Below are 26,792 nucleotides of genomic sequence, written 5' to 3' on the forward strand. Positions count from 1 at the left end.
GATTTTCCCTTACAACCCTAACAAAACATCTGCTAATGCGTTGCCTAAGAGAGTGCCTGAATAAACCGCCTCGTCAATCGAGTTTGACTCTGTGCCTACTTCAATTAACAGGGAACCGTTGCAGACATACTCGTTGTACGCAAAGTAGTCGAAGTTCAGCGGTCGGGTCATATCGGGGTAGAGGGTTTCGGCTTTGTCCTGAATTTTCAGGGCAAAATTTAGATTTTCTTCCCAGCAGTCAAAACCCCGTTCACCCTCAGAGTCGCAGCCTGCAAGAATCATAATTTGCGCACCTTTTTTGCCGTTGTATGTAAATACAGGCTTAACCTTGTTCTCATCTGTTCCTATTGCGTCACGGTGCAGGTCGATAACAACCTTGATGTCAGGATATTTTTCGAGATTTTTATACACTGTGTCAACACTTCGGTCGTACGAACCGTTGTAGGATTCATCGTGAATTGTCGTGTCATGAACCGTTTTTATTCCACGCTTGTTGAGCTGTTCGGTGAGTGCGTCACCGACTGCCACAACATTGAAATCGTTGTTGTTTGTGCGTGAATAAAAGCTGTCATAGAAAAAGTCAACATCCTCGTCAAGGTAAGCCTCGCTTGTGTGGGTGTGATAGATGAGAACCTGCGGTGAGTTTATGCCTTTTTCAATTGAAAAAGGCAGCTTTGCGGCGAGCAGTCCGTCAAAGTCAAGCGACAGCCCCGTTTTGTTTTTGACAAAGCAGTTGTCAACCTGAGTTCCCGTGTCGCCTATGGTGCGTTCCTCAACCGTATATTTATTTTCACCGTCATGGTTGCCGTAGGAATCGTAATAGGTGCTTTTGTCACGCTTGTGTTTTTCTTGTACTATGGGTTCTGTGTCGGCTGATTCGGTGGGCTTTTGGCCGGAATCCGTCGGTTTTTTCGCCTTTGAATTTTCAAGCCTGTATTCTCCGTTTGTGAGGGTAAAGGCGGCAGCGGCAAGAGCTGCCGGATTTTGAGAGTCAAAACATAGGGGAAATCTGTATATAACGCTTAAAACAGCCGTTGACAATAATACAACGGCTGTGCTGATTTTTATGGCTTTTTTAAATTTATTTTTTGATTTTCCTTCACTTTTCACAAAATCACCTGCAATCCGTACATATGTTGGCTAACGGTTTCTAAATTAAATATATGCGGTGTTGTGCGTGAATATGCATAAATTTACATTAACGATATGAGGTCGGGCAAATCAAACTCATTTTGCAATGCTCCGTTGAGCGCAAAGGCTATCAGCCGTGAGGCTCTTTCCGTGAGCAGGTCAATTTCTCTGGGAATTACAACAAGCTGTCTGCCCTGCGGCATAAGCATTTTCTGCGTTTTTCGGTTGCAGTCGCTGCCGAGAATATCAATCGCAAGCGTTTGTGCATCAACAACCGTAGGCACTCCGATTGCGATAACAGGTACTCCTACGGTTTCTTTGGTGATTTTGGTGCGATGGTTGCCCACCCCAGCACCGGGTGAGATTCCCGTGTCGCTTATCTGCAGTGTACAGCCGAGCCTTTCCGGTCTGCGTGAGGCGAGTGCGTCAATTGCGACAACGGCTGTAGGTCTTATCCGCCGTACAATGCTGAGAATATATTCGCCTGTTTCAATGCCGGTTTGACCTGTGACGCCTGTTTGCATAACCGCAACAGGACGAAGTCTGTCAAGTCCTGTTGAGCGGGCAATTTCTCCGCTTATGTGACGGGTGGCAAGCACTCTGCTGCTTGTTTTCGGACCGAGCGAGTCGGGAGTAATTTCCATGTTGCCGAGCCCTGCCACAAGCACAAGTCCGTTCACGGGCAAAAGCCTCTTTATTTCATTGCCCACGGTTTCAAGCCGCTTGTCGGTTTCTGTAAAATTGTCTGTGAGTGACGGCAGCTCAATCGTAATATATGTTCCGATTTCTTTGCCGAGTGCCTGTCTTGCCTTTTGGTTCTTTACAATCAGCCGTGAGATTTCAAGGCCGTTTTCGCTGTACCTTTTAAATTCAACACCGCCTGTGTTTTCTCCTGCAATTTCTCTTGCTTCAATTGCAAGGTCGGTTCTGAACTGCAAAATAATCCCCCGTTTCGCAAATTTGTGTTTGTATAGTTATTATTGTGCAATTTTACATGATGTATGCTATTTACATTCTAAATGTGTTCTGTTATAATCCATTTATAGCTTACATCTGCCACAATTTCTGTTCCGTTGCAGTTCAGGCGGAAATTGTTTGATTTGATTTTTTGTTATAAAGTAAAATGTTTAAAATTTTTGTATAGGTGATTTTATGAATAGAAAGTTTGCTAAAAAATTCATTGCTCTTTTTTCGGCTTCGTGTATGCTTTCAATAGGTACTGTAGCTGTAAATGCTGCTGAAATAGACGATGGCTTTGAGTCGGTAACAAAGAATATGGATTTTTCCGATTCATCTTTTCCGTCGGCATATTCTGCAATCGGCTGTACGCTTGTTGACGAAAACGGACTTCCGAGTGATTTCAGCTCAAAAAAACTCGGCTTTGTAACACCTATCAAGTCTCAGCAGTATAATGATTGCTGGGCGGTTGCAGGTACAGAAGGCTTTGAAACAAAGCTTTTGAAGCTTGGATATCCCGTCAATGAGATATCGCATGACCACGCAAACGCAAGTTCCACAACCCAGACAAACGGCAAGGGCTGGCAGAGAAAATACCGTGACGGCGGATTTACAAATATTTATCCCGGCTATCTCACCTCATGGCAGGGCGGTGCAGAGATTGCCGATGTCGGTAAGATTGATTTTTCAAAAAATATTCACGGCGATGATATGACAGCCGACAAGACTAAATACGGCACAACAAAGCTGCGTTATCTTGACGGCGTTGATTCAAATGAAATCAAACAGGCAATTATGGATAACGGTGCGGTTACTGCATCATATGCAACAACAAACAGGTGCTTTAACAATGCAGGCACAACCTACTTTATGCCGCAGTCGTATGACGGCGATTATACAGGCCACACAATCAGCATTGTGGGTTGGAACGATAATTTTAACAAATACAAGTTTGCTAACAATACAGGCGTACTGCCCCCAAATAACGGTGCATGGCTTGTGCGCAACAGCTGGGGCGATAACAACACAATGGGCGGTTATTTCTGGATTTCATATGAGGATAAGTATATTTTCGGCGAAAAGTATTCTCCTAATTTTACTATTGACGAAGTTGTTGAAATTTCCGATGATATGACCCTGCTGCAGAATGAACGCTACGGTGCAACCTACAGCTTTAATTATGTTGACAGCAACGACATCACCTTTATCAATTGCTTTGATTTTGATGAAAACAGCCGCACACTTAACAATGTGATTTTTGAAACCAAGAGCAACGGTGCTGATTATGAGGTTTACTATATACCTGTTGATAACGGCACGCCTGCGAATGATGAAAGCAAGTGGAAGCTCATTTCATCGGGTAAGGTTACATACAGCGGCTATCAGTCAGTTGATACAAACGGCTATGTTGCGCCGTTGGGCAGAGGCGCAATCGGCATAAGAATTATAACTGAATCAGGTGAATCAAGTCAGCTTGGCGTTGGCGAATGGCTTACCAATTCAACAAAAAAGACTTTTATAAATGATTCAAGATACGGCGACAGCTACATTAAGTATGACGGCACAACATCAGATTTACTTGATTGGTACAAGCTGAACAATAATGACCTTCTCGGCGGTACCTTTGTCATAAAGGCTGTTGCACTTGAGAATGACAATATAATGAAAGGCGATACAAATTTTGACAAAGTGATTTCTGTTGTTGATTCAACACTCGTTCAGAAGTATATTATAGGTAATACCGATTTTGACGAAACTCAGATTTATAATGCCGATTATGACGGTGACGGCATAATTACAGTTGCCGATGCAACCGAAATTCAGAAAAAGGTTGTAGGTCTGCAAAAGTCAAATTAAAGAATTAAAAATTAAAACAAAAACAGTTGTCGGATGAAGATTTGCAAAACGCAAAGTATATTCATCCGACTTTTGTTTTATACAAAAGTAACCGTTAATTTAATATGGACATCTGCCGTGCATTCGTGTTAAAATGTAAAATATAAGGATATGCACGGTTGAACGGGAGGTGAATCGGGTATGAATAATGCGGAAAAATCTGCTGATAAAATAAAAGTAAAAAAGTCGATTTTCAAGAGGCTTTTCGTTCGTGTGCTTGTGCTGTTTATTTTGGCGGTGATTGTTTCGGGTACGCTCAATTGCATTGAAAACATTCAGCGCACAAGGCGGTTTACACGACAGCTGACCGAAAGTGCGTCAAAGGTTGCAACGGAAACTTTTGAACGCAGCGATATAAACGCATTGCTTGATAATCCCGATTCCGAAGAATATCGGAAAGCCGTTAAAACCTTGAGGTGGATTTGTCAGACGAACCACTTTGAATATATGTACATTTACATTCCGAATTTTGACGAAAACAAGGTTACATATGTTATGACTGTTGCCGATGATGACAGCGAAAACGAGAATGTTTTGAAGGTGAGAAGTGCAGGTGCAGAGGTTGACCACAGCTTGTGGGACGCTGAAAAAGAGGCGTGGGAAAATCCTAACCTTGTCACGGCTTACGAATATCAGAACGACAGCTTCGGCAGTTTTTACACGGCATTTTCAGCAGTTCAAGGCAAGGACGGCAAGCCTGTTGCCTTAATCGGTGCGGACTATTCGCTGACGCAGATTTATACGGAAATCATTTTCTATACCGCAATGCGAGTTCTTGCGTTGCTTGTCGTGCTGGCAATTGTATTCTTGCTTGTAATGCTGTTTGTCAGAAAAAAGATGTATAATCCGATACTTTTGATTTTTGAAAAGATTCGCGGATATTTTTCCGACAAGGCTGACGGCACAAATACAAGGAAAGCTTTTGAGCCGATAAAACTCGGCTCTGACGATGAAATTCAGCTTTTGGCTGATTATTTCAACGATATGGCTCACGATGTAGAAACTTATGTTGAAAAAAATTCCGCCCTTGCAAGCGAAAAGGCTAAGAATGAAACCGAGCTTGAGGTTGCAAGGCGGATTCAGTACGGAATAATTGCGAGAGAAAAGAATGTTGTCTTTGCCGATTGTTTTGATGTTTCGGCAAGAATGGAGTCTGCAAGACAGGTAGGCGGCGATTTTTACGATTGCTTTGCATTGCCTGACGGCAGAATGTGTGCCGTAGTCGGTGATGTGTCGGGCAAGGGCGTTGCGGCGGCAATGTTTATGGCTTTTGCAAAAACTCTTATCCACGAAAAAATGACCGAAAATGCAGAACCCGACAGGGCATTTGAAAAAATCAACAAGGAACTCTGTTCGTCAAATCCCGAGGGAATGTTTGTAACTGCATTTGCCGTGATTTTTGACAAAAACAGCGACAGCTTTTTGTACATAAATGCAGGCCATAACAAGCCTGTTGCGGTGAGCAACGGCAAGGCTGAATTTTTAGAATGTAAGCCGTGTATAATGCTCGGTGTGTTTGATGATGCAAGATATGTTGTGAACAGCGCTGAATTTGGAAACGGTGATATAATTTGCCTTTACACCGACGGTGTGAACGAGGCAACAAATGCGGATAATGAATTTTTCGGCAACGAAAGACTTGTGTCTGCCTGTCAAAATGCCGGTCAGACTGCAAAAGGTGTGTGTGACGGAGTTTATGAGGCTTTGACTGACTTTACCGAAAATGCGGAGCAATTTGACGATATAACAATTGTTGCAATAAAAAACAGCAAAAACAGAGATTGAAGGGTTATGAATGTTTAAATCGGAAAACAATCAGATTACAATAGAACAGATGAGAAAGCTTGACGAGGAATATACTCTTGTCGATATCCGAGATGAAATTTCGTTTGAATACGGTCACATTGACGGTGCAAAGAATATTCCGCTTGCAAAAATCAAAGGGGACAATTCACTTTTGCCAAAAGACAAGCTTGTTGTCCTCTGTTGCAAAAGCGGTCAGATAAGTGACGAGCTTGCAGAAAATCTGCGTGATGACGGATTCAATGCCGTGAATCTTGAGGGCGGTTATTACAGTTGGTTGAGAAGTCAATTCGAGAATGAGGACTATGCAACCGATGTTGAAAAAAGCATCCGCAAAAAGTTCAGCAAGACGATTTGGAGCAGATTTACTGCGGCGATCATTGAATACAAGCTTGTTGAGCCGAACGATAAAATTGCCGTCTGCATTTCGGGCGGTAAGGATTCAATGCTGATGGCAAAGCTTTTTCAGGAGTTGAAAAGGCACAATAAATTTCCGTTTGAGCTTGTTTTTCTTGTAATGGATCCAGGCTACAGCGTTGAAAATCGTGATGTAATCGAGAGCAACGCCCGCAGGCTGAACATTCCGATAACTGTTTTTGAAACAGATATTTTTAATTCTGTTTACAATGTTGACAAATATCCCTGCTACCTTTGCGCAAGAATGAGGAGAGGTTATCTCTACAAAAAGGCAAAGCAGCTCGGCTGTAATAAAATCGCACTCGGTCATCACTATGACGATGTTATAGAAACTATTCTTATGGGTATGCTCTACGGCGGTCAGGTTCAGACGATGATGCCGAAGCTCCACAGCACAAACTATGAGGGAATGGAACTTATCCGTCCTCTCTACCTCGTTCGTGAGGCTGAAATTAAGCATTGGCGAGATTACAACAAGCTGAATTTCATTCAATGTGCGTGCCGTTTTACGGACACCTGCACAACCTGTTCCCCAAACAGCAACACAGGCTCAAAACGACAGGAAATCAAACAGCTTATAGCAAATTTGAAGAAAATCAATCCCCAGATTGAAAGCAACATTTTCCACAGCGTTGAAAATGTCAACCTCGATACGATCATTTCATATAAACAGGGCGATAATAAAGTTTCGTTTCTGGACAGATATGATGATATGGGGAAGGACAAGTAATTAAAAATTGAAAATTGAAAATGGAAAATGAAAGTCGGGAAGACAGTTTGCAAAATGCAAAGCAATGTCTTCCCGACTGTTTTTGTTTGTATTAAAGTTGTTGTTTAAATGTAGCGGTGAACCGCCGTTCCCAATTCGTGCAGTCAGTTTTATAATATCTAAAACATATCATGCCCGAGCGTAGCATTGTGATTGTTTTCGTAATTTTGTAGGGGCAGAAAATTTATGATGAAAATAAACTGTATAAATGAGATACAGTTACCGAAATAATGTAGGGGAGAACCGTGTTCTCCCGTCTGAAATATAGTCGCAATGCGTTGCACATAAATGTGCTTCCTATTGCTCGTTATTTCAGACAGTGCATTGCTCCCTTTATCCGCCACCGGCGGCGGTCGCAAGGCTACCATTTGTTTTGATTGTAAAACCAAAACAAGCAAACCGGTTTTTATAAGCATAAATTTTATATAACTACAACAAAAATGCATTAAGTTAAACCGATTTTGCAAGCGCTTCGAATGGCGGTCATTGACCGCCGCTGTAACACAACAATAATTTTGCACAATAAACTAAATTTGTATATAGTCGGATTCTTTCTATTTTAGTATTGATTTTAGCATAAAATAGGTGTATTATGACTTTGGTATGCGGACGGGTGAAATTTTTCAGTGGTTCGCACCTTGTTCTTAAATAATCGTTAAGAGGAAAATTTATGAGAATAATAATTGTTGGATGCGGAAAGGTTGGCTCCTCGATAGCGTCGGAGCTTAACTTGGAAGGACATGAAATATCAGTAGTCGATATTGACCACGGTGCAGTCGATAAACTTGCAAATTCGCTTGATGTTCTCGGCATAGAGGGAAACGGTGCAACATATGATGTGCTTGTTGAGGCAGGCGCAGAGTATGCCGATCTGCTTATTGCCGCAACCGCAAGGGATGAAATCAATCTGTATTCGTGTCTTATGGCTAAGGCGGCAGGCGTTACCCACACAATTGCAAGAGTGCGTAATCCCGAATACACAAACGACCTTTACAGAATCAAAGAGCATCTCGGTCTTTCTATGGCAATCAATCCCGAACAGACCGCCGCTAATGAAATCAGTCGTCTGTTAAGATTTTCGGGTGCGCTTGAAATTGATTCGTTCTCAAAGGGCGTTGTTGAGCTTATCAAGGTAACTGTACCGCAGAATTCGTCAATTGTCGGAACTGCTTTGAGCAAAGTTGACAACCTCAGAGGTAAGGTGAGAATCTGTACGGTTGAGAGAGGGGATGAGATGTTCATTCCTAACGGTGATTTTGTTATTAACGGCGGTGACAGAATTTCTGTTGTTGCAAAGCCCGAAATTGCCGCAAAATTCTTTAAGCGTATCAGTATTGCAATCGGCAGAAGTAAGGATGTTATCCTTCTCGGCGGCGGCAAGGTTTCGTTCTACCTTGCAAAGACGCTTATTAAATCCGGTGCGAATGTCAAAATTATCGAGAAAAATCCCGAACGCTGCAACTTTCTTTCGGAGGCTATACCTGGGGCTGTTATAATTCAGGGTGATTGCATGGATCAGTCGCTGTTGCTTTCGGAGGGTGTTGAACACGCTGACGGCATTGCCGCTCTTATGGATTATGACGAAGAAAATATTATCATAACGATGTACCTAAAGGGCATTACAAAGGCAAAATTGATTACTAAGGTAAATAATGCGTCATTTGATCCGCTTTTGCATGATCAGAATTTTGAATGTATTATTCATCCAAAGAGCCTTACAGGCGAATATATTGCAAGATATATCAGAGCGATGCAGAATACGGGCGACAGCAATGTTGAATCGCTTTACCGCCTTAACGACGACAAGGTTGAGGCTCTTGAATTCAAGGTTAATGCGGAATCAAGGGTTACGAATGTTCCGATTATGAGCCTTAATCTGAAGGCTAATCTTCAGATTATCTGCATTAACAGAGGCGGAAAAATTATTCTTCCGCAAGGTACGGATGTGATTAAACCTGAGGACACGGTAATTGTGCTTACCATGCAAAAAGGTCTTAGCAAGCTTGAAGATATTGTAAAGCGTTGAGGGGAGCATAATGAATAAACGATTAATTGTGTATATCCTCGGCTGGGTTCTTATTGTCGAGGGTGCGGCTATGCAGATTGCAACCGTTACTTCATTTATATACGGCGAACACGAGGGACTTTATTTTCTTGGAGTAGGTGCTTTGTCGGCACTTTTGGGCTTGCTTGCCGTAAAAGTAAAAAAGCCGAAAAATCCCGTGCTTTATCAGAAGGCAGGCTTTGCGGCTACTGCGTTAAGCTGGATTCTTATGTCTTTTGTAGGATGTTTTCCGTTCTGGCTGAGCGGTGAGATTCCGAGTTTTATTGACGCTTTTTACGAAACCGTGTCGGGCTTTACAACAACAGGTTCAACTATACTTACCGATGTTGAGGCATTGAGCCACGGAATGCTTATGTGGCGAAGCTTTCTCCATTGGTTGGGCGGTATGGGCGTAATCGTGTTCTTGCTTGCGATTATCCCGAAGCTCGGCGGTCAGCAGAATATTTTCCTTATGAAAGCCGAGAGCCCCGGTCCGATTGTGGGCAAGGCTGTTCCGAAAATGAGAAATTACGCAATGATGCTCTACGGAATTTATTTTGGCTTGACCACACTTGAATTTATATTTTTAATTATAGGCAAAATGCCTGTTTTTGACGCACTTAACATCAGTTTTGCAACGGCAGGTACGGGCGGTTTCGGTGTTACCAACGCAGGTATTGCGTCATACAGCAACTATCTGCAAACCGTTATTGCTGTATTTATGATGCTGTTCGGAATTAACTTTTCCGTGTATATCCTCATTCTTGCGAAGAAGTTTAAGCAGGCTTTCCGCATTCAGGAGCTGTGGGTTTATTTCGGAATTATCGTGCTGTCAACAGCCTTGATTGCGTTTAACATCAGGTCACTTTATCCGAGCGCGTATGATGCGGTTCACCAGAGCTTTTTCTATGTTTCGTCAATTATCACGACAACAGGTTTTGGTTTGACGGATGTTAATAACTGGCCTGAATTTTCAAAAACTGTGATTATGATTATCACATTTATCGGTGCAATGGCAGGCAGTACAGGCGGCGGCTTTAAGGTTTCAAGAGTTATTTTGCTCTTTAAGGAAACACGAAAGGAGTTTTCACTCCTCATTCATCCGAGAAATGTTAAGACCGTTAAAATGGACGGCAAGACGATTGACCACAACGTTATGAGGTCAACTTCAATTTTCCTTGTGCTGTACATCGGAATCTTTGCGTTAAGCTGGCTTGTGCTTTCGCTTGACCGGATGGATTTTGTGACGAATTTCACGGCTGTTGCCGCAAATATCAACAACACAGGTCCGGGTCTTGGAATGGTGGGCCCTGTCGGCAACTATTCGGAATTCAGTATTTTGTCAAAAATTATTTTGATTTTCGATATGTTAGCAGGCAGACTCGAATTGTTCCCGTTGATGTTGCTGTTTGCCCCGTCAGCGTGGAAAAAGTCGTAAGTAAATTGAAAAGATTATAATAAAAATCGGGAAGACAGTTTGCAAAATGCAAAACAATGTCTTCCCGACTGTTTTTTATATGTGGAATTGTGTGAACGGTTGCAATGTTATGCTCGGGAATAATATGTTTTTGATATTTACAAACTATCTACACGAATTGGGTGCAGCGACACGCCGTGCGGGAGGATGATATCCGCCCTTACGAAATAACGCTCGGGCATAATATGTTTTTGACATTGCAAACTGTCTTCCCGAATTGGGTACAGCGACACGCTGCCGACCACAATTTTCCATTTCCCATTTTCAACTTTCAATTTAAAAGTAACGCTCGGGCATAATATGTTTTTGACATTACAAACTGTCTTCCCGAATTGGGTGCAGCGACACGCTGCCGACCACAATTTTCCATTTTCAATTTTCAACTTTCAATTTAAAATTAACGCTCGGGCATAATATGTTTTTGACATTACAAACTGTCTTCACGAATTGGGTGCAGCGACACGCTGCCGGCCGTGCGGCTTAAGTATTGATTTAGAGGAATTGTTATGCTATAATTTTAAAGATACAGTGTATTAACGGAGGCTTTATGATGCTGGACTCATATGTTGAAATTGACCTTGACAAAATCGGTGCAAATGCCCGTGCGATAACACAAAAATACAGCGACTACAAATATTTTATTGCCGTTCTCAAGGGTGACGGTTACGGTCACGGTATGGAAGTGGCAAATGAAATGTACAAAAACGGTATTAACTATTTTGCCGTGTCCTCTCTTGAGGAGGCTCAAAGCTTTCGTAAGGTCAACAAGGACGCTCCGCTTTTGTGCCTGCACCCGGTTCATCTTTCGAGAATTGAGGAGGCAAAGCGGCTTAATCTCACAATTGCCGTGAATGAGCTTGACTACCTTAAAAGGTTGCTTAATTTGAACATTGACTGCAATTTCAAGGTTCATCTTCAGATTGATACAGGCTTTAACCGCCTCGGTTTCAAGGATAAGGACGAGGTTAAAACTGCCGTTGATATGATTAACGGTTCAAATTTTGTTCTTGAGGGAATTTATCAGCATTTTGCAACAGCCGGAATTTTTGATCCCCATTGGGACGAGCAGGTCAGAAACTTCAAGGAGCTTACATCGCTTATTGATTTGAAGAAAATCCCGATTGTCCATATGGGCAGTTCCGTTTCAATGCTCACCCACCCGAAACAGCCTTTTACAACAGGCGTGAGAATGGGCATTGCAATCTACGGCTACAATGTTGCCCCCGATTCTCTTTCAAATTCGCCGAAGGACAGACTCCGCAAAATGCGAAACAATTACTTCATTAAGAAGTACAACATCAGCGAAACATATTTTGATGTAAAGATAGATTTACAGCCGGCTATGAAGATGAAAACCCGTATTCTTCAGCTTAAAAAGGTGAACAAGGGTGAGTGGTTCGGCTACAATGCGTCATATACGGCAGATGAGGATATTATTCTTGCAATTCTTCCTGTCGGCTACAACAACGGCATCGGTCACGCAAATCACAACAGACAGGTTGTTATCAACGGCAAAAAATATCCTGTTGTCGGTGAGATGTGTATGAATATGACGGCTGTTAAGGTTGATTCGTCGGTAAAAATTGATGACGAGGTAACACTCCTCGGTGACGGCATAACAGTTGGTATGTTCGGCAGAAGTTCGGGTATGGGCAATGCCGAGGCGCTTGTGAATATAGGCAAGAACAATCCGAGATTTTATGTAAAAGACGGCAAGGCTGTAAAGGAGAAGTAAGATGGCAGTTTCGGTACACAAATGGCTTTTGAATAAATTCAGAGATATTAACCACAGCAGAATGGATAAGCACATTGACATTATCGCCAAGAACAGCGGTAAGTCAAAGGCTTATATCAAGTTCGACATAATCCGCAACTTTCTCATCAGAGGCACAGGTTACACGGACTATTTCCGTTGCGATTTTATCAACCTTTCGGCTAAAGAGAAAAAAACCTTTGTTACGGCAAAGACTTTCTACAAAATTCTTGAATATCTCAACGATGAGGAATATATCGTTCTTCTTCGTGACAAGCTTGTTTTTGACGAGCTTTTCAAAAAGTATCTCAAAAGAGATTTCATCAACCTTCGCACAGGCAGTAAGGAAGATTTCAAGAAGTTCCTTGACGGCAGAGAAACCGTTTTTGCAAAAGATCCGACAGGCGAGGGCGGTCACGGCATTTCAAAAATCACCGTTGCCGAGGTGAAGGACAGCAACAAGCTTTATGATGAACTCAAGGCAAACGGCCAGCTTCTTGTTGAGGAGGCAATCGTTCAGAGCGATGACCTCAACGAAATCAATCCGTGCGTTGTAAATTCATGGCGAGTTGTTACGCTCTATAAGGACGGCAAGGCACATATAATAAATAACGCTCTCCGTATCAATCAGGACGAGTCGAATGTTATCGGCTGTACAAATGACCTCTACCTCAGCCTTGATGCAGACGGCAGAATCGACAGTAATGTAATTGACGACTACGGCAATGTTTATGACAAACACCCGATGACAGGCAAAAAGTTCTCCGAGGTTAAGATTGCAGGCGTTCGAGAGGCTCTTGACATGGTTGTTGAGGCAGCGGAAAAAATTCCGCAGGTGAGATATATCGGTTGGGATATCGCCTTTTCAAAGAACGGTCCCGTTATGGTTGAGGGCAACGAGTACCCGGGCTACGGACTTTTGCAGTTCTATAAACTAAAAGGCAAACGCACAGGCCACCTGAAAGAAATCGCCGATGTCCTCGGTGACGAAATGAATAACATTAAGCTTTGACTGTTCAATGAATTTTATAATAAGGGGCTGTGAAGAACGGAGTCTTAAACTTCATTTCTTCACAGCCCCTAAGTAATAGCAGAAAAAATTGTGATGGATTGAATTTTATAAAAGGCGCAAAGCCGGTGCTTGTTTGCAGGTGGGAACCGTGTTCTTCCGTTCGTGTGCAATACACAGTTTATGTTATATCAAAATATATGTGTGTGGACATAAAATTTCATCAAGCGGGAGGATAATATCTGCCCCACATTTAAAAGCAACTTTCATATATACAAAAACAGTCGGGCGACAATGATTTGCATTTTGCAAACTGTCTGCCCGACCACAACTTTCAATTTTAAAAAACTTTCGCTCGGGCATAATTATGTTTTTTACATTGCAAACTGTCTTCACGAATTGGGGACGGCGGCTCGCCGTAATTTTCCATTTTCAACTTTCAATTTTAAAAAAACAATAACAAAGTACCTTGACAGGAACAAGTAAATATAAAAAACTTTTTGTAAAAAACGAAACAAAAATGTATATCCTGCTTTGAATTTCTTGTGTAAAACACTTTACAAATTGGTGTTTAAGTGATAAAATTAAGATGATACAAAGTATCCGTACCGTTTGTTAATTTACGGTGCGTAATTAAAGGGTATCGAAAATTTATGCGGCATCATTTCCTTTGCCGCTTTGATTAAAAAGGAGGACGATTCCATTGGCAAGAAAAATGAAAACTATGGATGGCAACAGCGCAGTAGCTCATGTATCTTATGCGTTTACCGATGTTGCGGCTATCTATCCTATTACACCTTCTTCCGTAATGGCTGACCTTACCGACAAGTTCTCGGCACAGGGTGCAAAGAACCTTTTCGGCAGACAGGTTCAGGTAACGGAAATGCAGTCAGAGGGCGGCGCTTCGGGTGCTGTTCACGGCTCACTCGCAGCAGGTGCTTTGACTACAACCTATACAGCATCACAGGGCCTGCTCCTTATGATTCCGAATATGTACAAGATGGCAGGCGAGCTTCTTCCGGGCGTTATTCATGTATCAGCCCGTGCGCTCACAAGCCACGCACTTTCTATTTTTGGTGACCACTCAGATATCTACGCTTGCCGTCAGACAGGTTATGCAATGCTTTGTTCAAACAATCCTCAGGAATGTATGGACCTTGCCGCTGTTGCTCACCTTGCAGCTATTGAAGGCAGAGTTCCTTTCCTTCATTTCTTTGACGGTTTCAGAACTTCTCATGAAATTCAGAAGATTGAGGAGTGGGATTACGCAGACCTCGCCGATATGCTTAACTGGGATGCAGTTGAGGCTTTCCGTCGTCGTGCTCTTAACCCTGAGCATCCTGTAACAAGAGGTACTGCTCAGAACGACGATATCTTCTTCCAGGCAAGAGAAGCTTGTAACAAGTATTATGACGCAGTTCCCGAAGTTGTTGTTAAGTACATGGACAAGGTTAATGCTAAAATCGGCACTGACTACAAGCCATTCAACTACTACGGTGCAGAGGACGCAGAGCATGTTATCGTTGCTATGGGTTCTGTTTGTGACTGTACAGAAGAAGTTGTTGATTATCTCAATGCCGCAGGCGAAAAGGTCGGTCTTCTTAAAGTTCACCTTTACAGACCTTTTGTTGCCGACTATATGCTCAGAGAGCTTCCTAAGACTGTTAAGACAATCTCTGTTCTTGACAGAACAAAGGAACCCGGTTCAATCGGCGAACCTCTTTATCTTGATGTTCTCGCTGCTATCAACGGTTCAGACTTTGCAGGTGTAAAGGTTTACACAGGCAGATATGGCCTTGGTTCAAAGGATACAACACCGGGCGACATCATCGCTGTTTACAGAAACGCTGAAAGCGAAACACCTAAGAGAAGATTTACAATCGGCATTGTTGATGATGTTACAAACCTCTCACTTCCGATTGTTGAAAATCCCGATACAACTCCGAAGGGTACACACAGCTGTAAGTTCTGGGGTCTTGGTGCTGACGGTACTGTCGGTGCTAACAAGAACTCAATCAAGATTATCGGCGATAACACCGATATGTATGCTCAGGGCTACTTTGCATATGACTCAAAGAAGTCGGGCGGTCTTACAGTTTCTCACCTTCGTTTCGGTAAAACTCCTATTAAGTCAACATACTACATTTCAAAGGCAGACTTCGTTGCCTGCCACAACCCGTCTTATGTTGACAAGTACGATATTGTTGATGACCTTAAAGAAGGCGGTTCATTCCTTCTTAACTGCCCATGGGACACAGAAGAGCTTTCCGAGCGTCTCCCGGGTAAGATGAAGAAGATTCTCGCTGAAAGACACATCAACTTCTACACAATTGACGGTATCAAGATCGGTAAGGAAATCGGTCTTGGCGGTCGTATCAACACAGTTCTTCAGTCGGCATTCTTCAAGATTGCAGATATCATTCCTGCCGACAAGGCTAAGGAGCTTATGAAGGCTGCCGCTAAGAAGTCCTACATGAAGAAAGGTCAGGCTATCGTAGATATGAACTACGCCGCTATTGACCGTGGTATGGAAGACCTCAAGAAGGTTGAAATTCCTGCTGATTGGGCTAATGCTGTTGATAATTCAGTTGCCGACAAGGCAGAGGGTAACGGTGCTCTCGTTGAGTATGTAAACGAAATCCTCAAGCCTGTAAACGCATATAAGGGTAACAAGCTCCCTGTTTCAACATTTATGGATCATGTTGACGGTACTGCTCCTAACGGTTCTGCCGCTTATGAAAAGAGAGGTATCGCAGTCGATGTTCCCGAATGGAATCCTGAAAACTGTATTCAGTGTAACAGATGTGCAATCGTATGTCCTCACGCTGTAATCCGTCCTGTTGCCATGACAGCCGATGAGCTTGCAAAAGCTCCCGAGGGTACAAAGAGCCTACCAATGATGGGACTTAAGGACCTCAACTTTGTAATGACAGTTTCGACACTCGACTGTACGGGTTGCGGCGCTTGTGCTCAGGTTTGTCCGGGTAAGAAGGGCGCTAAGGCTCTCACAATGCAGCCAATCGACTCACAGCGTCCTAAGCAGGCAGTATTTGACTACGCTCTCACACTTGAAGATAAGCCTGAAGTTCACGAGAAGTTCAAGTTCACTACAGTTAAGGGCAGTCAGTTCAAACAGCCGTTGCTTGAATTCTCAGGCGCTTGCGCAGGCTGCGGTGAAACACCGTATGCAAAGCTTGTTACACAGCTTTTCGGTGACAGAATGTTTATCGCTAACGCAACAGGCTGTTCATCAATTTGGGGTGCATCTGCTCCTGCAACACCTTATACAAAGAATAAGAAGGGTTACGGTCCTGCTTGGCAGAACTCACTCTTTGAAGATAACGCAGAGTTTGGTCTTGGTATGGCTCTCGGTCAGAAGGCTATCCGCAACAGACTTATCGAGTATGTTGAGGGTATTCAGAAGGATACAGACAGCGCTGACCTCAAGACAGCTTGCCAGAACTATCTTGACACTGTAACAGATTCAACTTCAAGCCGTCCTGCAACAGATGCTCTTATCGCTGAACTCGAAAAGAACACAGAGGATGCAAAGGTTGGCGAACTTGTTAAGAAAACACTCGTTGACAAGGACGAACTCGCTAAGAAGTCAATGTGGATCTTCGGCGGTGACGGTTGGGCTTACGATATCGGCTTCGGCGGTCTTGACCATGTAATCGCATCAGGCGAAAATGTTAATATCCTTGTATTCGATACTGAGGTTTATTCTAACACAGGCGGTCAGGCTTCAAAGGCTACTCCTGTAGGTTCGGTTGCACAGTTTGCCGCCGCAGGTAAGGCTGTTAAGAAGAAAGACCTCGCCGCTATTGCAATGAGCTACGGCTATGTTTATGTTGCACAGTGCGCTATGGGTGCTGACAACAATCAGGTTATCAAGGCTATGGTTGAGGCTGAAAGCTACAACGGTCCGTCACTCGTAATCTGCTACGCTCCGTGTATCAACCACGGTATCAAGGGTGGCATGGGCATTGCTCAGCTTGAGGAGAAAAAGGCTGTTGAGGCAGGTTACTGGAATATCTTCCGTTACGATCCTCGTCTTGCAGACGAAGGAAAGAATCCGTTTATGCTTGACGGTAAAGCTCCTTCTGCATCATACCGTGACTTCATCATGGGCGAAGTTCGTTATAACTCACTCACTCGTTCATTCCCCGAAAGAGCAGAAAAACTCTTTGAAAAGGCTGAAAAGGTTGCCGCAGATAAGTATGCCCACCTTGAAAAGCTTGCAAGCCTTCCCGATGCCGAATAATTTTGGCTAAAGCTTGTACAAAGTGAATATGTGAATAAATAAAAAATTCTCCCGAATATGGCATTTGCCGTGTTCGGGAGATTCTTTTTAATTGAAAATGTAAAATGGAAAATTGAAAATTAATGTCGGTGGTGTGCCGCCGCAGTCCTTTCGGGAAGATAGTTTTGTTAATGAGAGAGTATAGATGCCCGTGTGCAGATATGCAGAGCTTGTACAAATTTGTAGGACGGATGGATATTATTCGAATGCCGCAAAAGCGTACAAAAAAATCGCCTTTCTTTTTACAGTGAGAATGTTCAAATCTACCGTAAAAAGAAAGGCAATTGTTAAGCCGTTTGATTTGTTTAATTATCTGTCAATGTTTACCGACAATTGTTGTCAAAGCTATTGCCGCATGGAATTATAACACACCCGGAAACCATATGGGGACAACGGTGTTAAAGATAAGCACTGAACAGATTCCGCAGGTTAAGCCGAGAATCATACCGGCGATAACATCTGTGAGATAATGCACACGCAGATAAATTCTTGAAAATGCAATCAGCAGTGCGAGTGCGAGAATCGGCATAAAGGTTACCAATCTGCAACGCAGAAGAGCAACTCCGACCATTGCAAACGATGCTGTGGTGTGACCCGACGGAAACGAGTAAAACCTCGGTCTGTCAATAAGCTGTTCGTCATCATCAAGGCTGTGGCAGGGTCGCACACGCTTTACGATATGCTTTATAATAATCTCTCCCATAAGGTGAGCCCAAGCAAGTCCGAAAATAAAGTTAGCGGCTGTTGCCCTCCAACTCGGATTTATAAGGAAAGGCAGACAAATTGCCCACCATATCAGCCCGGCATTGCCTGCACGGGACGCAGTAATCATTATTCTGTTTAGTGCCGGCTTATGAATTCGGGATATGTTGTCAAGAACCCTATTGTCGATGTTTTGAATCCTGCCAAACATAAACGCAACTCCTATTCGTATATTTACTCTGTCTGCCGCAAGATAAAATTGCATTGCAGGCTATTCTGGCATCCTATCATTATTCATACAGGTTCATTATAACACATGGAATTTCATTTGAACAGATATTTTGAAAAAATTTTACTTTATTTTTATATTAACCAAATGAGCAATTGAGGGAATATTTGCCCCCTGTCCGCTTGATGTCGGACTCATGAGCGCCCCTGTTGCCATAAACAGGATGTTTTGAACAATGCCGTTTTGAAAATCGTCCATAATTTTTGAGCAAAGCACCGATGCGGCACATCCGCAGCCGGAACCGCCCGAGTGAACATCCTGATTTGAGCGTTCAAAAATCATCAGACCGCAATCGTTGTGCTGTTTTCTGATATTTATTCCGTCACGCTCAAGCAAATCATAAAGCGATTTACTGCCGACCTCTCCCAAATCGCCCGTGATAATCATATCGTAATCCTCGGGCGATGTTTTGGTATCCTCAAGATAACATTCAAGGGTCTGAGCTGCCGCCGGAGCCATTGCCGCCCCCATGTTATTGGCGTCGCTTACACCGAGGTCAACTATTCTGCCGACTGTCGCTCTTGCAACGCAGATTCCTTTTTTAAGGCTTTTCAGAATACAACTCCCGGCGCCCGTAACTGTCCATTGGGCGGTAGGTGTGCGGACTCCGCCGTATTCAAGCGGAAAGCGGTACTGCCGTTCCGCCGAGGCGAAATGTGATGAGGTGACGCAGGCGGAAATTTCCGCACCGCCGCTTTCAACAGCCGCTGCCGCCATAATAAGACTCTGCGCCATTGTAGAGCATGCACCGTACTGCCCGAGATACGGTATTCCGAACTTCATAAGTCCGAAGCTTGAGCCGATGCACTGGTTGAGCAAGTCGCCTGCAAACACGCAGTCAACCTCATTTGCGTGTGTTTTTGACCGTTCAAGCGCCTTTTCAAGAGCCTCTCCCTGAAACATACTTTCCGCCTGTTCAAAGGTATCACAGCCGTCGTAGCTGTCGTAAATGATTTTATCAAAGTATTTTTTGAGAGGCCCCTCGGCTTCTTTTTTTCCGGCAACAGAACCCCAGCCTGCAATAACAGGTTGATTTTCAAATTCTATTGTATACGCTCCTGTTCTTTTTAACATACAAAAACTCCCTTCCGCTGTTATTATCTGCGAAAGGGAGTCTTTTTATTATTGCCTGTTAAATTTCAGACACTTTAATTATTCTGTAACATCAGATCCTGCGTGCGTCGGCTCAGGCTCCGGTTCAGGCTTCGGCTCTGTCTTCGGTTCTGAGCTTGAGTGTGACGGTGAGCTGCTCGGCGTGCTTGACGAGCTGCTTACATGGCTTGATGAAGAAGATGATGACGGCTTGCTCTGGCTTGGTTTGCTCGAACTCGAATGCGACGGTTCGCTGTAGGATGACTGTACGCTTGATGAGCTTGCCGCCGAACTGTCGTCGTTGCTGTTTGTGGGTGCTGTTTCATCGGGAACATTAACATCATCGCCGTACTTTGCACGGGGATCGTTTGCCGCATCAATAAAAATATAGCCGTTTGCCGTATCATAGGTTGAAGAGCCGAGCGACTCCGAATCAACCTCCTTGCCGTCCTTGTAGTAAACTCTCCAAGCCTTTACGGTATAGCTTGAACCGCCCCGATCCGTGAGCTTGTTGCGAGTCATAATAAGGTCGTAGGAATCTGACTTCCATCCCCAAAACGAAACATAAAGAGTGCTGTCAACGACCTTACATTCAAGGAACATCTGATAGTCTGTCGGATTGGACAGCTTGAGATCAAGGTTGCCGTAGTCGATTGTTGCGTCAAGACCTGTCGGAACATAGCTTGATGCCCACTTGTGACAGTAGCGTTCCTCAACCTTCATATTGGCTCTGACTGCCGCATTGTAGATTGTTGAACTGGACTGGCATATACCGCCGCCGATGCCGATATCGGATTTGCCGTTTGAAATAACGCCTGCCGGTTTGTAACCGAGTGATTCAAGGTTTGAGTTGCCTGTGCATTTGTTGAATGACCATGTTGCACCGGGTTCGATAACCGAACCGTTGCAGGCTTTAAGCGAAACACGCATATTTTCTGTTCCGTTTGCCGTGTTGGTTGAAACTGTTTCGTATGTTGAAAGAAGAACGATGTTTTTCTTCAAATCGTCAACCGTGATTTTTGCGTCTGTTTTTTCAACATCGGCAATAATTCTGTATTCGCTTGCACCGCTTGCAAACACGCCCTTGAACTGATTTGTAAGGTCGGTTTCGTTTACCTTTTGTCCCTGAGTTTCCTCTGTATATTCAAAACGCTTTTTCGCAAAAGGGTGGAACTTTGAAACATAGGCGTTTTCAGCTCCCTTGTAATTTTTCTTTGCGACCTTTTTGGCGGCCTCTTCAACGCTTTCGGGGATTACCGTAGCGGTTACGGTGTAGGCTGAGCCGCTTGTTGAAGCGGTTTCCGCAGACGGGTCGGTTGCCTTTGCTTTGATTTCATTAAGCACCGACTCAATGTCATATGTATACTTAAAATCCTTTTCGGTCACATTGCTGATGATTCCGCTCACATCAACCGAAATGCTGAGCGGCTTGACAAAGCTTTCCTCGTTCTTTTCGAGAAGCTTTTTCGCCTCATCGTATGTTTTGCCTGAAATTGAAATACCCGAAACGGTTGTGCCGTCGGGAAATTTAAATTCGCCTGCCACAGCCTCTTCAACTTTGTTGAAAAGATTTCCGCCGAAAACGCAGAAGCCTGCAACACCGAGTGCAATTACCGCCGCTGCGGCAGAGGAAATGATGACAACGAGCTTTTTTTTGCTCTTTTTTTCACCTTTGGCCGCCGAGTGTCTGCCCTTCTTGCCGTTAGATGAGCCGTTGCTGCCGTGGTTGATGTCGACCAACTCTTCGTCAACAACAAGAATATCGTCCATATAATTCCTGTTCAAAAAATTCACCTCATAATATATCCCAAAATTGTCTGTTAAAAATCGAATTTATTCAGCTTTTAACAACGGCTAATATTTTTCATTACTTCCTTTAATTACCCTGTGCTGTAATATATAACAGCACAGTCTTTATTTTACAATATTATTTTGAAAAAATAAAGTGTGAAAACACAAAATTTAGAAAAATTTTTTATATAAATTTAAGTTCTTTTGCCCAAAATAATTTGACGGCTTTTTGAATGTACGAAACACAGGTCCGATACGCAAAAATTTTATTCAATTTTCAGCCGAATTGAGAAAATAATCTATTGAAATACTTGCCGATAAAAAGTATAATAACATTGAGCGTGTCTGCGTGCAAAACCGTTTTGCGCTTATTTTAAGTTTACGGAGGATTGATATGAAAATAATCATATTCACAGCCTCAACAGGCGGCGGGCATAAAAGAGCCGCCGCGGCTATTGAATCAAAAATAAAAGCTGTAAGCCCCGATACAAAGGTCAAGGTTATTGACGCTATGAAAACAATCGGAAAGGTGTACGATAAAACCGTTTGTGACGGTTATCATTTTATGGCAACAAAGATTCCGAAGGTTTACGGCAAATTTTACAAAATTACCGACAGAAGAACTCTTATGTACAAGGCTGTTATGCAGTCAAACACAATGATGTCGGCAAAGCTGCTTGATACAATCAACGAGTACAAGCCCGACGCGATTATTATGTGCCATCCGTTTGTTACAACAATGATTTCAAAGCTGCGCCGTCAGCACAAAATTGATGTTAAGGCAATCAGCCTTATAACAGACTATGACGCACACAGAACATATATCGTTCCGTATGTTGACGCGTATGTGCTTGCAGAGCCTGATATGGCGACAAAGCTTATTGATGAATACGGTGTTGACGAGAGCATAATATATCCGCTCGGCATCCCGATTTTTGACCGCTTTACAGAGCCTTTTGACAAAAAGGCAATTTGTGAGCGTGAAGGACTTGACCCGAACAAGCCTACAATTCTGCTTATGGCAGGTTCTTTCGGCGTTACAAGCGTGCTGAGTTTTTACAAAGCCCTTGCACAGCGTGCTTCCGAAATGCAGTTTATTGTAATCACAGGCAGAAACATAAAGCTGTTTGCCAACCTTGAAAAGCTGGTTGAAGAAATGGGTATGCAGGACAACACCAAGCTTCTCTACTTTGTAAAGAATGTTGAAGATTATATGCACATATCAGACCTTATTGTTACAAAGCCGGGCGGACTTACCGTTACCGAAAGCCTTGCCTGCTCGCTTCCTATGGCAATTTACAGTGCGTTTCCCGGTCAGGAACGGGACAATGCGGAATTTTTACTCAACAAGGGCGCGGCAATTATGCTCCAAAAAAAGACAGGTGCAGATGATATCGTAAACCTTGTTAAAAACACAGAAAAGCTTGAAGAGATGAAGGCAAAGTGCAGAGAGCTGCACCGTCCCGATTCGGCTGAAAAAATATTCAGACTCGCACAGAAGCTTTGCAATGAATCCGATGGAGGAAATAACAAATGATGAAAAAAGCAATTTCTTTTGCATTGTGCCTTCTTATGGCAGGCACAGTACTTACGGCGTGTTCAAATCCCGATGAATTTTCGGACAGCGAAAATCTTTCGCTTAAGTACACACGCTCCGACAAAACCGATGATACATTCAATTATGCAGACGGTGCCGACACCGCCCCGTCATCATATGATACCTATTCCGCAAAAATAACCGATTTTGAACTCAGGCTTTTCAGAAACCGTCACAAAAGCGGTTCATATGTATTTTGCCCCGCAAATGCGGTGCTTAATCTTGAAACGGTGGCTAACGGTGCGTCGGGCGATACTCAGGAGGAAATCACAAATGCACTTTGCAGCGGCGTGACGCTTGAAAATATGAACCAATGCGCGTCATATTTTGCAAGCCGCATTCAGTCTGTCGCATCATCCGACAAATCCCCCGAAAGTTCGCAGAGCTCGGAAAATGATACGGAAAAGAACGGTGCTAAGAATTTTGTAAAGCTCTCAAACTCAGTTATCTCAAATGACAATGCCGACATTATGACAGGCTTTTTGCAGACAACAAAGGATTATTATGATACGGATGTTCTGCGTTTTGATTATGCAAGCGATGACGCTCTTAAAAAGCTTGACAAAAAATATGCCGATTTCACAAACAGCGGTTCTGTTTTTAAAAATCTTGACGCAAAGCAGAGCGTAATTTCGCTTTCTGCGGCAGATATCTGTGACAGATGGCTTAATCCTTATGCACAGACCGACCTTGAAAAGGGCAAGTTTAAGTCGGCTGACGGTGAAAAAGAGGTTACATATATGACCTCAAACGAAACATATATGAAGTCAAACAAGGCAACTGCCGTTATGAAATATTTTTCGCAGACGCCTCTGAAAATGATGATTGTTATGCCGAACGAAGGTGTTTCGCTTGATGATTACGCAACCGATTTTACAAGCCTTGAGTACACAACATTGCTTGACAGCGTTGATGTAACCAAAACAGCCAAGGCAAAAATCCCTGAATTTTCAGTTGACGGAAGCAAATCCGCAGAGGATGTAACGCAGATTGTTGAAAAAAGCGGAATCAATTCATCGTTCACGGCTGACCGTTCAAGCTATAAAAACCTGAGCCGTTCCGATGATATTGCGTTCAGCGCAATGTATGACATCGCTCCGTCGCTCTCAATCAATGCCGGCGGAATCGGCGGTATGCAGTCAAACGGCGATAAGGCAGAGCTTGAAAAAAGAATACAAAAGCTCGCCGACACGGATGTTACGGTAGAATTTAACCGTCCGTTTATGTTCGTTATCCTCGATAACGAAAGCGATATCCCGTTGTATATGGGAACATACACAGGCTGACTTTGTCAGCGGTGAAGAGTGAAAAGTGAATAGTTAAAAGTTATGGTCGGGCAGACAGTTTGCAAAACGCAAAGCAAGGTTGCCCGACCGTTTGTTTTTTACGAAAGCCGCAGACCGTTTGTGTGAGCCGTATTCTCTTATACGGTATTACAATCATTTTTAAAAAGTGATAATTGTAAAAAATATTCAAAAGCATATGGAATTTGAATTGAAAATTTGATATAATGAACACATATTGTTAATCTTTTAAAGGGGGACGGTATCGTGTCGAGAAATCCAATGCAAAAACAAAAGCTCTTGTATCTGCGCAAAATTATGCTTGAAAAAACAGACGAAAACCACGGCTTGACCTCAAGCGAAATACTCGCGGAGCTTGCGTCCTACGGAATACAGGCCGAGCGAAAAAGTCTTTACGACGATTTGCAGGTGCTTGAAAAGTTCGGTATGGATATTTGTAAAACAAAATCCTCAACCGTGAAATATTATGTCGGAAGCAGAGATTTTGAACTTCCCGAATTAAAACTTCTTGTTGACGCAATTCAAAGCTCAAAGTTTATCACCGAGAAAAAGAGCTTTTCGCTGATTCACAAGATTGAGGGCCTTGCCAGTGTTTATGAGGGCAAGGAGCTGCAGCGTCAGGTGGTTATTTCAAACCGAGTCAAAACCATGAACGAACGAATTTATTATTCGGTTGACAAAATTCAGAATGCAATAGCACTCAACCGCAAAATCTCGTTCAAATACTACCGTTGGGAACTCGATTTTTCGGGAACGGAGCGAATTGTTAAGCGCGAAAAAATCAGGGACGGCGGATACACGGCATCACCGTGGGCGCTGTGCTGGGATGATGAGAATTACTATCTCATTGCCTATGACACCTGTGCCGACAGTATAAAGCATTACCGTGTTGACAAAATGGACGATATTGAGGTGCTTGACGATGAGCGTGACGGGGGAAAGACCTTTGAAAAATTTGATCCTGCAGATTATTCAAAGGGCGTTTTTTCAATGTTCGGCGGTGAAAAAGCTACGGTTAAGCTGTCGGTTGACAATGATTGCATAGGTGTTATTGTTGACAGGTTCGGCAGAGATATTTTTGTTACAAAGGAAAGCGACACAACATTCGGTGTATCGGTTGATATTATGACAAGCAAACAGTTCTACGCTTGGGTATTCGGTCTTGGCGGAAAGGTCAGAATTATATCACCGCAAAATGTTGTTGATGAATTTAAAAAACAGCTTGAAAATGTAAATGAATCATTTTAATTGCCGTATGATTGGCAACATTTCATATTAAAATCGTTAAATAATAATGTCTGATTCGGAAACAATCATAACAATTATCAGTAGAAAAATTGATACATTATTGCGTAGAATAAAAAATCAATTAACATACAGCAGACAGCGGAATATTTAAAATTTGCACTAATTGCAGTTTATACATTTATTTTTTGCTCATTTGTCGTAATTATTGACTTTATTGTGCATAAAGTCTATTATATTGTTGCAGTGATTATTTGTGTTGTTTTCAGACACAAAATGTTTGAAGACATAATTTTTTAGAATCGGGGTTATTATTATGAATTTTGATTTCTTGCGTTCGGCAACCGCATCCAGTTCAGCTTACAGAGTAGTCTGCGGTGAAATGATTATTGACAGCAATATGTGGAATGTTCACAACGAGGTTCTTGTGGCTGTTGTAAGGGACGGCTATATGACCGTTGAAATGGGTGCTGACACTTATTCGCTCTCAACAGGCGACATTTACTTTATTTCACCTAATCAGAGATATAAGATAAACAACACAGGCAACGCAAGGGTTGAGGTTGTCCTTCTCAACCTTTCAAATCCCGCGTCACTTACTCAGGAATTTATTCCGCAGAGCCTCATCAGAGGTCTTGTAACAGGCAACTGTACTCACTTTGCAAAGATTCCGAGGGGCGACTACCGTTACAACAACCTTATTGACGATATTAACACAGTTATTACTGCCGAGAATGAAAAGCATGAGTATTTTCAGATTCTTGTTCACGGCAAAATGTACGATATTTTCTACATTCTTTTCTCATCCGGTCTTGTGAAAATTTGTGATGTTGAAGCTCAGGGCAAAAAGTACCGTGCTCTTCGCAGAATTACAGAGTATATCAACAACAATTTCTGCGACAGTATCACTCTTGATACAATAGCACAGACAACAGGTCTTAGCCGTTACTATGTATCACACCTCTTCAAGGAGCTTATGAATACAACATTTGTAAACTACCTCAATGAGCTTAGACTCACAAGAGCGGCAATGCTTCTTACAACAACAGACACTCCCGTCATAGAAATTGCAGGAATGTCGGGCTTTAACAACATCTCAAATTTCAACAGAGCATTCAAAATGTACTACGATACAACACCGTCAAAGTACAGAAGAGCTGAGAAACAGTCAGTATAAACAGATATTTTTACAGTAAAAAGGGCTGCGAAGAAC

At 42.9% G+C, this 26,792-nt stretch carries 17 protein-coding genes; 12 read left to right on the forward strand and 5 right to left on the reverse strand.

All coding sequences use genetic code 11. The features are described 5' to 3' along the window. Positions 1-9: 9 nt before the first annotated feature. On the reverse strand, positions 10-1,110 hold the full coding sequence (spoIIP, locus tag RBATCC27255_RS09580) for a stage II sporulation protein P (protein ID WP_169923324.1): 1,101 nt from the start codon (positions 1,108-1,110) through the stop codon (positions 10-12). A gap of 83 nt (positions 1,111-1,193) precedes the next feature. Beyond that, entirely contained in the window at positions 1,194-2,069 is an 876-nt protein-coding gene (gpr, locus tag RBATCC27255_RS09585) for a GPR endopeptidase (RefSeq protein WP_101029783.1), read from the reverse strand. A 214-nt stretch (positions 2,070-2,283) separates the two neighbouring features. On the opposite strand from gpr, the gene RBATCC27255_RS09590 reads away from it, so the two are divergent. From RBATCC27255_RS09590 to nifJ, 8 genes are all read left to right on the forward strand, one after another. Then, entirely contained in the window at positions 2,284-3,945 is a 1,662-nt protein-coding gene (locus RBATCC27255_RS09590; RefSeq protein WP_101029784.1) for a C1 family peptidase, read from the forward strand. 180 nt (positions 3,946-4,125) lie between these two features. After that, positions 4,126-5,769, forward strand: coding sequence for a PP2C family protein-serine/threonine phosphatase (locus tag RBATCC27255_RS09595; RefSeq protein ID WP_101029785.1), 1,644 nt, complete (start codon positions 4,126-4,128; stop codon positions 5,767-5,769). Positions 5,770-5,779: 10 nt separating this feature from the next. After that, positions 5,780-6,934: a PP-loop family protein gene (locus tag RBATCC27255_RS09600; protein WP_101029786.1), complete on the forward strand. Its 1,155-nt coding sequence runs from the start codon at positions 5,780-5,782 to the stop codon at positions 6,932-6,934. A 709-nt stretch (positions 6,935-7,643) separates the two neighbouring features. Then, positions 7,644-8,999 carry a Trk system potassium transporter TrkA gene (trkA, locus tag RBATCC27255_RS09610; protein ID WP_101029788.1) on the forward strand — a complete coding sequence of 452 codons (1,356 nt, stop codon included), beginning with the start codon at positions 7,644-7,646 and terminating at the stop codon, positions 8,997-8,999. Between the two features lie 10 nt (positions 9,000-9,009). Further along, entirely contained in the window at positions 9,010-10,455 is a 1,446-nt protein-coding gene (locus RBATCC27255_RS09615) for a TrkH family potassium uptake protein (protein WP_101029789.1), read from the forward strand. Positions 10,456-11,041: 586 nt separating this feature from the next. Next, positions 11,042-12,229 (forward strand): alanine racemase, encoded by a 1,188-nt coding sequence (locus tag RBATCC27255_RS09620; RefSeq protein WP_101029790.1) that lies wholly within the window; start codon positions 11,042-11,044, stop codon positions 12,227-12,229. Position 12,230: 1 nt separating this feature from the next. Then, complete coding sequence (locus RBATCC27255_RS09625; RefSeq protein ID WP_101029791.1) at positions 12,231-13,259, forward strand: sugar-transfer associated ATP-grasp domain-containing protein; 1,029 nt, start codon at positions 12,231-12,233, stop codon at positions 13,257-13,259. A gap of 700 nt (positions 13,260-13,959) precedes the next feature. Then, positions 13,960-17,520, forward strand: coding sequence for a pyruvate:ferredoxin (flavodoxin) oxidoreductase (nifJ, locus tag RBATCC27255_RS09630; RefSeq protein WP_101029792.1), 3,561 nt, complete (start codon positions 13,960-13,962; stop codon positions 17,518-17,520). 400 nt (positions 17,521-17,920) lie between these two features. Here the strand turns inward: nifJ and RBATCC27255_RS09640 are convergent, their stop codons facing one another. The 3 genes from RBATCC27255_RS09640 to RBATCC27255_RS09650 all read right to left on the reverse strand — a co-directional run bounded on the left by RBATCC27255_RS09640 (position 17,921) and on the right by RBATCC27255_RS09650 (position 21,427). Then, a complete protein-coding gene (locus tag RBATCC27255_RS09640; protein WP_101029794.1) occupies positions 17,921-18,526 on the reverse strand; it encodes a phosphatase PAP2 family protein in 606 nt (201 codons plus the stop codon). Positions 18,527-18,613: 87 nt separating this feature from the next. Further along, the gene (locus RBATCC27255_RS09645) at positions 18,614-19,624 is read right to left on the reverse strand and encodes a stage V sporulation protein AD (protein WP_101029795.1); all 1,011 of its coding nucleotides are present in this window, start codon (positions 19,622-19,624) and stop codon (positions 18,614-18,616) included. 78 nt (positions 19,625-19,702) lie between these two features. Beyond that, complete coding sequence (locus RBATCC27255_RS09650; protein WP_101029796.1) at positions 19,703-21,427, reverse strand: VanW family protein; 1,725 nt, start codon at positions 21,425-21,427, stop codon at positions 19,703-19,705. 400 nt (positions 21,428-21,827) lie between these two features. Here RBATCC27255_RS09650 and RBATCC27255_RS09655 point away from each other — a divergent pair, with 400 nt between their 5' ends. The 4 genes from RBATCC27255_RS09655 to RBATCC27255_RS09670 all read left to right on the forward strand — a co-directional run bounded on the left by RBATCC27255_RS09655 (position 21,828) and on the right by RBATCC27255_RS09670 (position 26,756). Beyond that, on the forward strand, positions 21,828-22,970 hold the full coding sequence (locus RBATCC27255_RS09655; protein ID WP_101029797.1) for an MGDG synthase family glycosyltransferase: 1,143 nt from the start codon (positions 21,828-21,830) through the stop codon (positions 22,968-22,970). Continuing rightward, complete coding sequence (locus RBATCC27255_RS09660; protein WP_101029798.1) at positions 22,967-24,316, forward strand: serpin family protein; 1,350 nt, start codon at positions 22,967-22,969, stop codon at positions 24,314-24,316. Before RBATCC27255_RS09655 ends, RBATCC27255_RS09660 begins: the two co-directional genes overlap by 4 nt. A gap of 315 nt (positions 24,317-24,631) precedes the next feature. Beyond that, the gene (locus RBATCC27255_RS09665; RefSeq protein ID WP_242958643.1) at positions 24,632-25,582 is read left to right on the forward strand and encodes a helix-turn-helix transcriptional regulator; all 951 of its coding nucleotides are present in this window, start codon (positions 24,632-24,634) and stop codon (positions 25,580-25,582) included. Positions 25,583-25,895: 313 nt separating this feature from the next. Further along, complete coding sequence (locus RBATCC27255_RS09670) at positions 25,896-26,756, forward strand: helix-turn-helix domain-containing protein (protein WP_101029800.1); 861 nt, start codon at positions 25,896-25,898, stop codon at positions 26,754-26,756. Positions 26,757-26,792: the final 36 nt, after the last annotated feature.

It is taken from the genome of Ruminococcus bromii, from assembly GCF_002834225.1.
Classification (GTDB): Bacteria; Bacillota; Clostridia; order Oscillospirales; family Acutalibacteraceae; genus Ruminococcoides; species Ruminococcoides bromii.

Bases quoted from the DNA above. Each gene is read 5' to 3' on its own strand.
- RBATCC27255_RS09590 (WP_101029784.1), top strand. From the start codon at position 2,284: ATGAATAGAAAGTTTGCTAAAAAATTCATTGCTCTTTTTTCGGCTTCG.
- RBATCC27255_RS09660 (WP_101029798.1), top strand. From the start codon at position 22,967: ATGATGAAAAAAGCAATTTCTTTTGCATTGTGCCTTCTTATGGCAGGC.
- RBATCC27255_RS09655 (WP_101029797.1), top strand. From the start codon at position 21,828: ATGAAAATAATCATATTCACAGCCTCAACAGGCGGCGGGCATAAAAGA.
- RBATCC27255_RS09625 (WP_101029791.1), top strand. From the start codon at position 12,231: ATGGCAGTTTCGGTACACAAATGGCTTTTGAATAAATTCAGAGATATT.
- RBATCC27255_RS09600 (WP_101029786.1), top strand. From the start codon at position 5,780: ATGTTTAAATCGGAAAACAATCAGATTACAATAGAACAGATGAGAAAG.
- RBATCC27255_RS09595 (WP_101029785.1), top strand. From the start codon at position 4,126: ATGAATAATGCGGAAAAATCTGCTGATAAAATAAAAGTAAAAAAGTCG.
- RBATCC27255_RS09645 (WP_101029795.1), bottom strand. From the start codon at position 19,624: ATGTTAAAAAGAACAGGAGCGTATACAATAGAATTTGAAAATCAACCT.
- RBATCC27255_RS09670 (WP_101029800.1), top strand. From the start codon at position 25,896: ATGAATTTTGATTTCTTGCGTTCGGCAACCGCATCCAGTTCAGCTTAC.
- RBATCC27255_RS09665 (WP_242958643.1), top strand. From the start codon at position 24,632: ATGCTTGAAAAAACAGACGAAAACCACGGCTTGACCTCAAGCGAAATA.
- RBATCC27255_RS09640 (WP_101029794.1), bottom strand. From the start codon at position 18,526: ATGCAATTTTATCTTGCGGCAGACAGAGTAAATATACGAATAGGAGTT.
- RBATCC27255_RS09615 (WP_101029789.1), top strand. From the start codon at position 9,010: ATGAATAAACGATTAATTGTGTATATCCTCGGCTGGGTTCTTATTGTC.
- trkA (WP_101029788.1), top strand. From the start codon at position 7,644: ATGAGAATAATAATTGTTGGATGCGGAAAGGTTGGCTCCTCGATAGCG.
- RBATCC27255_RS09620 (WP_101029790.1), top strand. From the start codon at position 11,042: ATGATGCTGGACTCATATGTTGAAATTGACCTTGACAAAATCGGTGCA.